The sequence below is a fragment of the Nocardiopsis camelliae genome (genome assembly GCF_028993595.1).
In the GTDB taxonomy this organism is placed as follows: Bacteria; Actinomycetota; Actinomycetes; order Streptosporangiales; family Streptosporangiaceae; genus Nocardiopsis; species Nocardiopsis dassonvillei.
Genome location: NZ_CP118614.1, coordinates 2,423,970 through 2,439,963, shown reverse-complemented (window position 1 = coordinate 2,439,963; position 15,994 = coordinate 2,423,970). Strand labels below are relative to the sequence as shown.

The following is a 15,994-nucleotide window of genomic DNA, read 5'->3' as shown; positions in this document are numbered from 1 at the left end:
CCGCGCGGGGGCCGAGGCCGCGGGGAATCAGTTCTCCTCACAGGCGGATCCGCCCCCACTTCCCACGATCCGACCATCCGGAATTCATCCACCAGCAAACAGAATTCATACCACCCGAATCTCTTAGGCGAATTCCCGGAGAACGGGAACTGAACGGCTGCCCCTCGCGCGAACGCCCTTCACACGCCTCCGCGCGATCCACTCCGCCCGCCGACTCGCCGAGACCCGGCCCGGAACCCACTCGAACACGGCGACCGGCGTCGGGCGACACGGAGCGACCGGCGGCCAACCCTGACGCCGAACCGCCACCACCAGGCATCCTCCCCCGACTCCGACATGCGCTCCGCCCCGGAAGCACGCGCGCAAGGAGAACGGAGAACGAATATCCGGACGGCTCCAGAGGAACCGTTGCGGAAATACTCGGCGCACCGATCGGGTGGAACGCGTTTCAGCAACCTCCCGCACCTGGCCGTGCGCGCGCGTGACCTCAGCAAATTCAACGAGCCGATCTCGGAACCCCGTTCCACACCGGGAACGGAAAAACCGAATCGTGCGGATTCTCCGGTGTTACCTTCGTGGCCGCGTAGCGGCACCAGGGGCAGAGGGAGAGTACGCATGCCGTTGGACCCGAACATGTCCGACTCCTCACGCGACGCCATCAAAGTCCTCACCGGCATCAAGGTCCCCCGCGCCGGCCTCTACCAACTCGGCCACGCCTCCGAGATCTACAACAGCCTCACCCAACGCCTCAAACACCTCGAAGAACTCCTCGCCCTCAGCCGCTCCCACGCCCGCCGCCACTTCGACGGCAAAACCGCCGACAGCTACGAACGCTCCCTGGACCAGTTCACCAAGGGCGAGAACAACTACGTCGGCTCCGCCCAGGACAACTCCACCGTCATGTCCACCGAACTCTTCAAGGCCCGCGCCAACGTCGAGTACATGCACATGATGGTCATCGGCCAGTTCATCCAACTCCTGGTCGAGATCGCCTGGGCCATCGCCACCGCCAAGTTCACCTTCGGCGCCTCGCTGAAGTGGATCCCCGTCTTCAAGGCCATCCGCAGCCTGGCCATGCGGCGCATCCTGACCTGGCTCGCCTTCACCGTGCCCAGCCACCAGATCCTCAGCCAGATCTACGCCAGCATGGACAGCATCATCCAACGCATCCAGATCGGTAAGGGCACCCGCCACAACAAGGACCGCGAACTCACCAAAAGCTCCCACCTGGGCGCCATCGGCGAAGGCCTCATCTCCGCCTTCGCCGCCCTGGGCCTGGACACACTCTTCGGCAACAACCTCGTCAACCTTCTCAAGACCGGCCTCAAAGACCTCCACGGCCTCCCCGACCCACCACCCCTGACCCGCACCGGCCCCGACGGCGGACCCCCACCCCCCGGCCCCCTCAACAACACCCCCGACACACCCCCCGGACCACCCAACGGGGGCCCCGACGGGCCCCCCACCGGCCCCGTCAAAGACGACCCCCCCACCGGCCCCGTCAAAGACGACCCACCCGCCACCAACCCCGACCGGGGACCCGACACACCCACACCCAAGGACGACCCGACCAGCGGGCCACCGGCGTCCCCGTCCCTGAACCAGGACCTGGCCACCCTCTTCACCCGCCACAACGAAGAACTCCTGGCCCCCTACCACCCCGGCAGCCCCATCGGCGCAGGCGCCTTCGACAACGCCGCCAAAGCCGCCGCCGCCCGCGAGGAGTTCGCCGACCTCTTCGCCCGCCACTTCGGCGACCACCTCGGCGAGAGTGCCGCACGCAACCTGGGCCGCGACTACGCCAACACCCTCACCCGCAACTGGAACAACCCCGCCCTGGGACAACAGCTACGCCAGACCATCGGTGACCGCCTACCCCCCCACATGCGCGACCACCTGGCCGACGTACCCGTCAACCTCAACCGGCCCCTGGCCGAGTACTTCTCCACCACCGGCGCCTACGCCCAGCAGACCGGCGGCACCATCGGCTCCGGAGCCCTGGAGGGCTACCTCGGCGAAGGCCTGGGCAGCGTCATGGACGGACGCGGCTGGGAAGCCTCGGTGTGGTCGGCCACCGCGGGCGCCTCCCAAGCAGGCATCCAACAAGGCGCCACCGACAGCGCCCTGCACGGCCTGGACCTGTTCAGCCACAGAGACCACACCCCACTCCCACCACCCCAAACCGAAAGCAACAGCTCTGCCGGGAGAGGGTCCGGAGCTCCCGGCAACGGGAACGGCTCACCCCTCTTCGAAAGCGGATCCGAACGGTGGGACGACGGGTCCAGCGGAGAGAACCGGGGCGGGGCGGACCGGGAGGACCGCGGAGGCGGACGCGAGGGCAACAGCGGTCCCGACCGCGACAGCGACGGACAACCCGACCGCGACGGCCCTCCGGCCACCGCCTCGAACGGCACCGGCAACCGCGACGACGTCTCCGACACCGACGACGTCCCCGACCTGGTCAGCGACACCGGCTCCGACTACGGCGACACCGACAGCGAGTCCGGCGACCCCGACGACCGCGACTGGAACACCAACGACAACGCCCGCGTACGCCAGGACGAGGACACCCGCACCCCACTCCCCGGTTCCCTCACCACCCCCGACCCCGCCAAGGACCCCCTCGGTACCACCGACACCAAACACCCCGGCACGAGCGACGACCTCTTCCACCCCGGGATGAACAACGGCCCCCTCGCCGTCAACTTCCTCAACGCCATCACCCCCGACAACCCGGGGATGAACACGCCCCCCGGCGTCGAGCAGACCACACCCGACCCGGGCAACAACGGCGGCACGAACACAGCCGACCGCTCCACCCCCGCACCAGAGCAGCAGCACACCCCCGCCCCCGTCACCGTGGCACCGCCAGCCGGCCACACCACCCCGCCACCCGCAAGCGCACCGCAGAACCCGCCCTCCGACAGCGGCCAGCGCTCCACACCCACCGAGCGCAACAGCGGCGAACGCTCACCCCAACGCACCCACGACACCCGCACCCCCGAGCCGTCCACCCCACAGTCGACCGGCGACGACCCCCAGACCGTCACGACAGACCCCCCGCCCGCACCGGAGACCCAGACCACCGGGAACACCACCGGGCAGGAGCAGCCCCACGGCTCGACGGACGAACAGCGGGCGAACCCCCACACCCCGGCCACCTCCGACGCGCCCTCCCCGGCCGACGTCCCGCTTCCCGCGTCCCCCGTCACCGAGAGCGGACAGCCCCAGGACACGGAGGACACCGGGCAGAGCCCGTCCGAACGCGGTGGCGAACAGCCCGAGGGCCGCGACGAGGACACCTCCCGCGACGAAGACCGTTCCCGGGACGGCGAGAGGGACCGGTCCGGCGACGGGAACGAGCGGTCGGGAGAGGAGAGCGGCGACCGCTCCGGAGACGGCGGTAACCGGGGCGACGGAGACCGCTCCGGGGAGGAGAAGGGCGACGGATCCGACGGCGAGGAGGGCAAAGGCGGCGACCGCGAGGACGACGCCGAGTCCGTGCACGGGGAGGACCCCGCCGAAGAGAAGGACGACCAGGAGCAGGACGGCCAGGAGAGCCGCAAGGACGCCCCGCCCGCCACCGAGGCCACGACGCCCGACACGACCGAGGGCACGCCGGTCCCCACGCGGAGCACGGCCACGGACGCGCCTCCGGCACCGCCCGCCGCCGGACCCGACCGCGCGGCGGACAGCGGACCCGACACCCCCGGCAAGGCGCCCACCGACCCCACCGCTTCCGGGATCGACCCGCGCGCCGACGCCCGCGCCGCGTCGGTCCTGGACCGCCTGCCCGAACTCACCCGGGCCCTCGCGGACAACGACATCCCCGGAGCCCGGGCGCTGGGCGCCGAGTTCTGGAGGCAGCTGCGACCCGTCGAAGGTCCGGACCCGGAGAACCGCTCCATCCACGAGGCGCGCACGCTCGCGCAGGCACTGGTGTACACCGTCTCCGACCCCTCCGACAGGCGCGTCCCGCTGAGCGGCGAGTCCATCCCTGCCGAACGCGTCCGGGACGCCGAGGTCCTGGCCCGCGGCATCGGCCGCCACCTCCAGGACCGCCACGACCCGGTCCGCGCCCGGCTCTGGCAGCCCGGCGGGCGGCTCACGACGGACTACGTCCAGTACGCGATGCAGGACCCCGCGGACCGGGGACCCTCCCCCTACGGCGCACCGGACACGGTCAAGACCGTCAACACGGCGCTGGTCGACGGCGACGAAGACGCACCGGCCCCGGAAGGACGGTCCGAGGAGCCGCCGACACCGCCCCGGACAGCGACGGACAACGAGGTCCCCGCCGCGTCCGGATCCGGGACGATCCGCCGACTGCCGACCGTTGCCGAAACCGACCGCTACGGCGACCTCCTGCACGACCCCGGCTACAACCCCAACGCCTTCGACACGCTCCCCACCGCGTCCCAGGACGCGGTCTCCTCCTACACCCGGTCCTCCTGGCTGAACCGCTTCGCTCGGATGCGTCCGTTGAACGAGGCGACGGTGCAGGCCGAACTGGACCGGGCCCGGGACGAGAGCCGGTCCCAGCCCGGATGGCAGGTCTACGAGATCGGCGGCGGACGGTGGCCCGACCTGGCACGGCTGGAGGAAGCCGTGGAGCGGGGCGGCCTGAGTCCCGAGCAGGAGCGGATCGTGCGAGGCGTGCTCGACAACCCGTACCCGGAGGCGGCGCTGGAGAACCTCCGCGAACGCTCCGGACGCGCGGGCCGGATCGCCGAATCCCTCGCCCTGGGCGGGGAACCGGCGCACTTCCCCGACGCCCCGGAGGCCCTGGCGTTGATCCGGCGCCTGGACCGCGCCACCAGTCAGCCCTTCCCCGAGGGTTTCGAGGCCGTGCACGGCATGTACCACCACCGGCACCTGCTGGACGGGGGCAGCACCGATCCCCACACCCTCGCGGGGACCACGCACGTGGAACAGGGGTACCTCTCGGTCTCCCTCGGTAACGTTCCGTCCGCGGCGGGCGGCTCCCCCGTCGACCTGATGCGGCTGACCGTGCCGGAAGGCACCCGGGGTCTGTGGGTCGGCGACCGGAGCCAACACCCCGGCGAGCGCGAGGTGATCCTCCCCCGGGGGACCCGCTACCGGATCACCGCGGTCGAGCCCTGGGGGCGCGGTTACCTCTTCCACGCCGAGATCCTGCCCCCCGCCCACGACGACGGGCCCGCCGCGGAGCCCCCGGCCGGGACGGGCGAGGTACTGGACCGCATCGACCGGGCCCTGGACGCGGACGACACGGCAGAGGCTCTGGCCGGGATACGCGAGGCGGCGGAACGCTTCACCGCGGACCTGACCTCCACTCTCCGGGATGCCGCCGGCCCCGGCCGGACCGCGGCGATCGACCGCCTCGAACAGTTGCGGGACCGGGCCGAGCGGCTGGCGGACCGGGCCTCGGAGATCGCCGACACCGCCCCGGAGGCGGTCGCGGCCACGGTCGCCCTGGCCGCGGACCTCGCCGCCGCCGCGGAGGGCATCGCAGCGCGCGGTGCCGCCGACGCGGCCGCGGCCCGGAACGCGGTCCCCGAGCCGTCCGAGGTGGGCCCGGAGGACCCGGACCGGATCACCGACGCCGCACGGGAGCGCGACACAGCCCTCACACGGGTTTCGGACGCCGGCACCGCGCGCGACGACGCCGAACGCGCCTCCCGCATCGCATACGAGGCCGCCGACACCGCCGCCCGCACCGCACGGACCACCGGCAACGATGCCGAGACCCGGGTCGAGGAGGCGCGCGAGGCCGCCGAGACGGCGGACGCCCGGCGCCGCGCCGCGATCACGGCCGCCGAGGACGCGGCCGACCGGCACCAGAGCCTCACCCGCAACGTCAACGTGGCCGCGAGCATCGCCGTCGGTATCGCGCTCAGCGACGCGGCCGCGGCCCGAGGCGACGCCGACGCGACGACGGCCGCCCTCGACCGGGCGCGATCCATCGCCGACCTGGCCTCCCCGGACTCCGCGGCGCGCACGAGACTGAACATGCGCATGAACATGTTGGGGCTCTCCGACCAGGTCGGCTCCAACAATCCCTTGGCCTTCGCCGTGACCGACATCGCCGGAGAGGTACGGGACCCGGACGGGGACGGCACCGGGATGAGCGGCGCCGACCTCGACTCCCTCGCCCGCGGTCTGGCGCTGACCGGTACCGGCGACACGGAGCCGGCCCCGGCGGAGGCGCCCGAGCCGGACACGGACGACGAGACCACCGGGGCCGCTCCTGCCGAGACCGGCGTCTCGCGCGAACAGGAGACACCGCAGGACCCGCCGGCTACCGGGACCGTGGAGACGACGGAGGAGGCGGTGCGCCCGCCCGCGCCGCCCGAGGCCGAGACGCGCGTGCCCACGGAGGAGGCGCGGACCAGGAGCGGAGAACACGAGGAGGGCGCGCCTCCCCCGCCTCCCCCGCCCGCTCCGACCGAGAACGGCGGCACCGAACCGGAGCCGTCGGTGCGGCCCGTCGACACCGGCGTCACGGACACGGAGCACACACCCCCGCCGTCCCCGCAGCACGAGCACGACACCACCGCAGGGCCCGTCGAGACGGTGGACGTCACGGGTACGGAGCAGCCTCCGCCGCCACCGCGGGAGAACACCGACGTCACCACGCACACCGTGGACACGGCGCAGCCTCCGCTGTCCCAGCAGGAGAACACCGGCACCACCACAGACACCACGCACACCGAGGAGGCGGAACGCACGCCCCCTCCACCGCCCCAGCAGGAGACCCCCCGCACCACCACAGACATCACACGCACCGAGGACACGCAACAACCTCCGCCGTCCCCTCCCGCCGAACCCGCGCCGACCGAGACCGAGAGGCCCGTGGCCGCGGAGGAGACGCGGACCGAGACCGAAGACCACGAGGAGAACACCCCTCCCCCACCGCCCCCGCCCGCCGAACCCGTCCAGACCGAGGACCACGACGTGGAAACGGCGGAAACCCCCGTCGACACCAACGTCACCACGGACCCCGCAGACACGGAACAGCCGCCTCCGCCACCCCCGCAGGAGAACACCACCACGGAGACGGAACGCCCACAGCCCGACACCGGCAACACACGGCAACGGGAGGGACCCCCGACCCGGAACTACCCGGGCTCCGTGACACCGGATCGGGCAGAGGCCCCCTACGACATCGGCTACCTGCTGACGTCCAGCCTGGTCAACTCCAGTATGGTCCACGCCGAGCACCTGCGTTCGTTCGTGAACGACACCCTCACCAACGACGCCGGACACGTTGACACCGCGGCGCGCGACGCGGTCAGGGAGCGGATCGACGAGCAGGCCCGCAGGCAGACGGGCGTGTTCTTCCGACCGGAGGGGTTCTCCACGACGGTCACCGGAGCGGACGGCTCCAGATGGCGGGCGGACCTGCGGCTGAACTCCTCCGGCGACGGCTTCCACCACGCGCCCACACAGCCGGAGCGGGGATCGGAGTCCACCGAACTGAAGCTGGTGGACGAGGCCGGGGAGGCCAACCCGGCCGAGGGCGGCGGCAACCACGGCGGCACCAAGTTCGTCGGACTGGGGTTCCAGGTCTCCCCGCTGCTCCTCGGCACAGTGAGCGGAACCGACATCGGTCCCCGCTTCACCGTCAGCTTCTCGGGCGGAACGCGCCAACGGCAGACCGCTGAGACGACGGCCAGCGTCCACGACAGCTACACCAGCTACGAGATCAAGGGCAAACCCGCGGTCTACGCCTCCGACCTGACCATGTCCTTCGACCTGACCCCCCTTCCCCGATCGGAGGACGGGACCGACCGCGACAACGGACCCGCGGACGACGACGCCCCCGCGAACGGCAACACCCCGACGAACAACGACACGCCGGCGGACGGCAACCCCCCTGCGGACGGCGATGCTCCGGCGAACAACGAGGCCCCGGCCAACGACCCCCCGGCCGACCGGGCCGTGAACGCCCGGGCCGAGTCCCCCAACGGAGTGCTCCTGGTCCTTCCGGGCGAGGTCGTGGCCAACGCCGGTCCGCAGACGATCCGCCTGCGCGACCCCTTCGCGACCCAGGACCACCAGCGCGGCCGGGACGACGACGCCAGGCCCGCGGGCCCGCACGCGGACAAGGGGCACCCCGTGTCGGTGGGCGACATCCGCCTGAGCGACGGGTCCTCCGACAAGTCCTTCCCCGACTGGATCGCCGACCACCTCTGGTCCCCCGAGCGGGACCGCGGATGGTGGAGGTCCGTGGTCGACACGGTGACGCCTGGGTTCGTCGAGAAGCGCAGGCAGGAGAAGCTGGACGCCTTCCGCGACCAGATCGGTGAGGTCTTCTCGGAGAAGTCCGTCCGCAACAACCTGCCGAAGATGTCCTCGGCACCCGCGGTCTTCACCGTCAACGACCCCTCGGGCACACCCCGCCTGGTGAGCGTCCAGTCGGTGCCCACCTCCTACGAGGCCAAGCCCCACACCATCCAGCCCGCGAAGTACATCAAGGGCAACGAGTCCGAACGTACGATCGGAACCTCGCTCCGCCACAGCGACTTCCTCGGCGGGAGCCTGGGCGCCGGAGTGAGCGTCGACGTCGGAACACCGGGCGGGACCCACATGGTGCGCGCCGACGCGCTGTCCGTGGAGGGGGGCCTGCGGGGCCGGGGAATCGACGAGAGCACGCGGTTGTCGTCGGGGGCGGCCAACAGGATGAACTACGGCAAGACCGAGTCGTCCGCCTACGACGTCCAGCGCAACTACTACGTGCACTTCGACGGCGAGCCCGACAACGTGTACCGCTTCCAAGGCGACACGGTCGAGATCCTCACCGTCCAGGAGGCCCGCATCCTGAACGGGGACGAGCCCTCGGACAAGGTGCCCGTGCCCCCCGCTCCCGTCCGGACCGAGGGGAACACGACGGCACCGCCGGTGGTGGACACCCACGAGACGGCACCCAACACCACCGGGAACCAGCGGCCCGGGAACGAGCAGGGCGGGGACACCGGTGACGGGAACGTCCGGCCCGAGGGACAGGACCAGCAGCGGGGGAACGGACAGGACAGGGAACGACCGCCCGCGGAACAGCCCCCCGTGGAACAACAGCCCGGGGAACAGCCCCCCGCGCAACAACCTCCGGGGGAACAGCGCGCCCAGAACGAGCGGCCCGAGGGCCCCCGACCCCCTCGTCCCAACCTGGACCAGGACCAGCCGGTCACCTTCCACGGGTCCGTGCCCCGCGACTTCACCTGGCCCGACGGCAGCCAGTACCGCGACGTCAACGGGCAGCAGCGCAGTATCTACCAGCAGATCGCGCACGAGGTGCTGACCGGCCTGGCCGACAAGCGGCCCGGCCTGGTCCTGCCCGAGCTGGCGCGCGACTCGAAGAACTTCGCGCGGCGACCCGGCCACGAGACCACGAGCCCGTTCACCGGTTCCACGCGCGAGCACCGCCCCTTCCGGCGTGACCACGACGTCGCCGTCTTCAACACGCACAGGGTCATGGACGCCATCTCCGCGTCCGTGTTCAAGAGCGGTGAGGACGACCTGACGCTGCACGGCCAGCCCATCCACCTGATCGACTCGGGGAGGTTCGACCCCAGCGCGCTCTTCAAACCGGGCAAGGACGTGCTGCGTCCCCCGTTCGTCGCGGTACGCGTCACCGCGGACTTCTCCGCGCTCAGACACGTAGGGGAGACCACGAGGGGCACCGGAGGCGAGTACTCGGGTTCGTCTGAGCGCAGTACCGCGGACGGCTCGCAGACGCGTAAGACGGCCCGGGTCACCACTGGCGCCTACGTCCGCCGGATCGACACCGTCGACGCGGCCGACAACCCGAGCGACGGCGGCGTTTTCTCGGTCTCCGGCCAGCTGAACAGCACCAAGGGCGGCGGCCAGGGCCTGGGCGTCAAGACCCAGAGCGAGGAGATCATCCAGTACGCGGAGGACTCCAGCGTCTGGAACTCCACGGTCCGTTTCTCGGCGAAGCTCTACGAGAACGACGACCTGGGCATGGTCCTGGGCGGCGATAGGCCGCTGAGCGAGCGCGGGCACGACCTGCTCGACGCCCCGATCCAGGCCCTGGCCACGATGGACACGGCCAGGTCGGTCCCCAACGGGGAAGGCGGCGGCCGGGACGGCACCGCCCCACAGGCCACCCGGATCCGGCCGATCCCGGTCGACCAGGCCAAGGAGATGATCGACGGCCACACGGCACCGGCACCGGACAGCGTCCGCAAGCGGCGCGACGTGACCGGGACGGTCAAGAGGTGGTTCGGCGGAGGGCCGGACAGGCAGCCTCCAGCCGGACGGACTCCCGCACCGGCGAACGGTCAGCAGGAGACGACCGGCGACGGACCGCGGGGCGACGGCGCACCTCCCGTCAACCCCGCCCCACGGTCGGAGAACAACACCGACACCGCCGAGCAACAGGACACCACGGGGAACAACACCACCGGACAGCAGGACACCACCAGGAGCACCCCCGACCTCCGCACCCCGGAACAGCGCCGGGCCGAACTGATCCGCGACCTGGGCCCCACCGTCGAACACGTCAACACCCGGTTCACCACCGACGATGACAACCGGACGGGCAGCCTGCTCGACGCCTCCTACGAGAACTTCTCCTCCGTTCCGCCGTGGGAGGGGCGTGAGGGCGTCCAGCGCACCCCCGGCAAGTTCGGTTTCGAGCGCAAGCTGCGGCACTTCCTGGTCCGGGGCCAGGGCAGCAGGCAGTTCTACGAGAACGCACTCTCACCGGAGAACCTCGCGGGGAACCCGGCGTTGCAGTCCTCCGGCGGCGCACGCACGCGTACCGAGATGAGCGGCGGCCTGCTCTCCCCGCACGACGTCCGCGCGACGACGGCCACCCAGTTCGACATCGACTCGGTCGACCGCTTCGAGCAGTCCGACGGCGCGATCGTCTGGAAGGACAAGAACACCCTGGAGGTGTTCACCAGGGAGGGCAAGAGGACCGACGTGACCCTCCTGGCCACGGGCGGAGGCCGGTACAACCCCAACCCCATCCAGCCAGCCGAGCAGCCCGCGGGCGGCACCGAGCCCGCGCCCAACTCCGCGGGTGCTCCCCTGATCCAACTCGGCCCGTCCGCGGGCAAGAGCCTGTTCGACCGTTACACCAACACCAGGCCCACGTCGAAGTTCTCCGAGACGGTGGAGTTCCACCCCAAGATCCCGATGTCGTACTCCTTCTCCGCCTCGGGGCGCGTGACGCAGGCGGTGGAGTTCGTCAAGCACTGGAGCATCGGGCCGACGATTCCCCGCGCCGCGCGCTACCGGGGCTGGCAGGCCCACGTCCGCGACCTGGTCACCGGGCTGGTCCACATCCGCGACGCCCACCAGTCGGGCCTGGTCCAGGACAAGGTCGAGGAGACCGACGACGGGCTGATCCGCTCCCCGCAACCCGAGCCCGACCGGCCCGCGGGCGTGAGACCGCGTCCGGGGTTCGAGGACTCCGGCAAGATGGTCCGGCCCGCCAACCCGGACGAGGCCCTCCAGAACCTCGCCGACGACCTGGCCTCACAGGGATGGGAGCTGACCAAGGACAGCCGGGAAAGCATCCTGCACACCCTCAACTCCCACACTGGGCTCAACCCCAACACCGGAACGCCGGTAGCGGTGAAGATCCGGTCCATCGACCACTCGATCGGCGATCTCAACGCGCCGACCACCGCTCCGCTGTCCCTGGACGCCACCGTGAACCTGCGGCTCGACAGGGGTGACACGGAGGTCAAGTACCTGGGCGGCAAGACGGAGTACCGGCAGCGCCAGGAGTGGGATGACGGGGACCGGCTCCAGCAGGGCGGGGAGAGCTCCACGTCCGCGGGGGCACAAGGAGCGCTCCTGCCCCAACTGCCCCGTCCGGGGGGCGACCAGCCCGGGGGCACCACCCCGTCGAGCACCCCCTACCTGATGGGCGTGTACGGCGACGGCTCCGGGATGAACGCGCACGGCGACGGCCAGATCAACCGGGACACGGACAAGCGCTCCATCGGGCTGACCATGGAGACGCCCTACGCGCGGGTGTCGTCGGGCACGCGGCTCACGCTCGACCTGCACATCTCCGACAAGCAGGGTGTGGCCAACTCCCTGACGAGGGAGACCCCCGGCTCGGGCGGACGCCGGGACTTCACCGGTACGGGCGACTCGGGCCGGGTGGAGGCGCTGTACCCGACCCCCTACCTCGACCTGTCGGGGACGGAAAACACTACCGACGGAACCGGCACCACAAGACCGACCGGCAACCGGACGGACACCCCGGGCGGAACCGACACCACCAGGCCAACCGACAACAGAACCGACGACCCGGGCGGAACCGACACCACCCGGCCCGCCACCGATAGGACCGACGACGACAACGGCACAGCCACCACCAGGCCGACCGACGGCGGAACCACCACCGCGGGCGACACCACCAGCAGGACCACGGGCGGCGCCGACACCAGACCGCCCGGCGGCGGTCGGCACGCGGACAACCAGCCGCCCCCTCCGGAGAACCCCTCCCACGACCACCACGCCTCGCTGTCCGACATGATGCGCAACTGGTCGCGGGCCACGGACCCCGGGTCCAGGGGAGACTTCAGGGACGGCGTGGTCATGCCCGTGGCCGTCGAGAACAACGGCAAGGACGTCCGCGACCTCATGCACGTCGTCGCGGCCAAGTCGCTGGGCTGGAACCCGCCCGCGAACTCCGTCAGAGACGGGCGCTACACCCCGCAGGCCATCACACAGGCGGCCGAGTACACAGCGAACAAGCTGGGTCTCAACTCCCGCAACAACGCCATCGACCAGTCCCTCAACGCGATCTCCCTCAAGGCCCTCTTCCCCCAGGCCAACGCGGAGTCGGGCACCGAGATGATCGAGATGGGCCGGACCACGTGGAGCGTGCGTGCCGTGCCCCGGCCGGAGACGGCGCGCATCATCGACTTCAACCCGAGCGTGCGGCTGACCGACTCCTCGGAGTCGAGCAGGACGTTCTCCCCGTTCCACAACGAGTCGTCCACGGCGACCATGGGGGTAGACGCACGCCCCTCGGGACGCACCGGAACGGGACCGCCGACGACGGCCATCCACTACGGCTCGGCCAACGCCACCGGATCGTCCACGTCCGGGGGCGACACCGCGCGGGGGAGCAAGCCGAAGGAGCCGCCCCACTCCGACCGCGTCCGCACCGGCCCCGCCTACCTGATGGAGATCGACACCACCTGGGGCGTCGGCGTCAGGTCCGAAATGCGCGGCCCCTGGTACAAGCGCTCGGCGCGCTATGTGGGGGACAGGACCGCGGCCGCGGGCAGGTACACCGCGGCCAAGGTGCGCGGCGTGTTCGGCGACCGGAGCGCCCCCGCCCCGCAGCCGTCCCGGCCCGCCCGGTGGCAGCGGGGTGAGACCCCCACCAAGATCACCACGTGGGTCTCCCACGGCGACGCGGTGAAGCTGGGCTTGATCACCCCCGACAACGCCGCCCGGATCACGCCCCTGACCGAGCGCTTCACCAACCTCCAGAAGACGCTCGGCGACGCGGAGAAGGCCTACCTCAACGCCCGCCTGCCGCTGGACGCCGCGGCCTCCGACCGGATGGCCTCTCCCGACGACCCGCGGGTCCAGCAGCGCTACGCCGACCTGGAGTCCACCTACGAGGACCGGTTGGCGGACTTCAACACGGCACTGCGCGACTGGGAGACGGCGCTCCGGGAACTTCGCGGCAACCTGGACGATCCCTCGTCCCTGCCCGCACCCCGGCCGCGGACCGTGAGCGCCCCCTTCCTCGACACCATCCAGGAGGAGCCGCCGCCTCCCCCGCCCCCGCAGCGCAACACCCCGGGACTCGTGGACGACCCCGCGGTCGACCCCGCTGCCATCGAGCTGCCCGAGCGGAACAACCGGCCGCCCGGGGAGAACAACCGGCCAGCGGAGGAGAACAACCGGGCACCCGAACGGAACACCGGACAGCGCGGCACCGAGCCGAGCCTGCTGGACGCGCTCGGTTCGGACTTCAACATCCATCCTGCGGAGAGCCCGGTACCTCCGGACGGGGAGGAGCGGACCCGCCTGGACGAGAAAGGCCCCATCCACATACCGGGGATCGACGGTCTGTTGGGGATCCACCAGATCCCGAGGTCGCCGGAGGAGTGGAACCGGTACTTCGAGGACCTGGCGAACGGCCGACCGCTGCCCTCGGCGAACGAAGGCGGGCTGCCCCCGCACGGCACCGACCCGACCGACGTCCGAACGGACCAGCGCTCACCCGACCAGACGGAGACGCACCGCACGCCCGCTCCGGAGCGCGCCGAAGACCCCGCCGACACGCACACGAGGGACAGTTCGGAGAGCCTGTACGAGAACAGCGACCAGGAGGAGACCCCTCACGTCCGCCTGCTCGACAGGCTCTACCCGGAGGCGTCGACTTGGGACCGGGACCAACGCGAGCGCGCGGCACGATGGCACCTCAACCGGAGACTGGGCCCGCCCCTCCTGGAGGACGACGGACTCTCCCCGGTCGACGCCGACCAGACAGGGCAACGCTCCCCCCACCAGCCGGAGGACCGCCCCGACCACGGCACGGACACCCAACGGGACGAGGAGACCCACTCGGAGGAGTCCTTCCTGGACTCGGACGACATCAGGAGGATGCAGATCCAGCTTGCCCGGCTGATGTCCACGAGCCCGCCCCCCGCCGACGGAAACGAACCGTCCCCACCCGGCACGAACCCGACAGACAGCCGCGAAGACCAGCGCTCCCCCGCCCCGGCCGAGGCTCCTCCGAACCGCGACGGCCGACCGCAGGATGAGTCGACCGCGCGACCGACCCGGCCGGTCCCCGAGGAGACCCCCGATACCCGACCCCGGCTTCTGCCCCCGGACCAGAACGAAGAGGGCTCCCCCACCCTGCCCAGGGACCGCACGGACACCTCCCGGCAGGAGGGGACCGCGCCCCCGACGGAACAGGCTCCCCCGGCCCCCGACCTGTTCGCGTTCTTCGACCAGGAGTTGAACGGTCCCGCGGACAGCGGAGGCGACCGCTCCGCGCAGGACACCACGCACACCCCCTCCGGCCAGGAGACGACCGCCGGGCCCGTACCGGCCGCCAACGACGACGGGGGCCACGAGACCCCGACGCCCGAGACTGCGCCCGCGGTGACCGAGCCCGACCCGTCCCTGCAGCAGCCCGAGCCCGGGGACGGGGAGACGGCGAAGGACCCCGGGCATACGCAGGACGAGAAGGAGGAGGAGAAGGACACCGAGGAGGAGGCCGAGGACGCCCCCACCGACACCAAGGACCAGCGCAAGGACGGGGAAGACGACGGCGGTCCCGACAAGGACGGCTCCGGGGGGAGGGGCGGAGACCGGACCGGCGGCAACGGAGGCTCCGGCCAGGACCGCTCCGGAGGCGGAGGCGAGCAGGGCGGCAGCAGTGGCAGTGGCAGGACCAGTGAGGGTGACCGTTCCGGGGACCCGGGCGGTTCCGGGGGGAAGGACCGCGGGAAGCAGGGGACGGAGGACCGCTCCCCGCATGGAGGCCGACAGGGCGGCACGAACCACAGCCGCGGGGGGAGCCCGGCCCGTCCCGACACCGACTCGGACGGCTACGACAGCGCCGACGACCTGCCCCTGCACGACGTCCCCGACACACCGGTACAGCGGCCCCGCGGCTCGGTGTCCGACGAACCGCAGGTCCGACCGCTGCGCAACGAGGACGGCTCCCCCTCCAGCTCCGTGGACCCGAAGTTTTCGGACAAGGAGAACGGCTTCCCCGAGGCCCTCGGTACCAAGCCCTTCCCCGCCGACTTCCTGGGACTGCTCAACCCCGAGTCCGACTTCGAACAGCCGCTGCCCAGTTCGGTGACCGACTTCCCGGCCTTCCCCGTGACCGGTGACAACGGCGGACCGTGGAACAACCCACCCGGCCGCAACAACGACGGCCAGGGCGACAACCAGCCGCCCGCCAGCGCTCCCCCGCGCCCCGCCTGAGGCAGCGGCAACACCTCCCGAAACCTCTTCGGCAACACCAGCACCCAGCGCCCCGGAC

Annotated in this window: 1 protein-coding gene; it reads left to right on the top strand. The window is 71.5% G+C overall.

What is annotated here, in order from left to right:
- Positions 1 to 615 precede the first annotated feature (615 nt).
- Positions 616 to 15,936, top strand: coding sequence for an ADP-ribosyltransferase (locus PV789_RS10690; RefSeq protein WP_274977256.1), 15,321 nt, complete (start codon positions 616 to 618; stop codon positions 15,934 to 15,936).
- Positions 15,937 to 15,994: the final 58 nt, after the last annotated feature.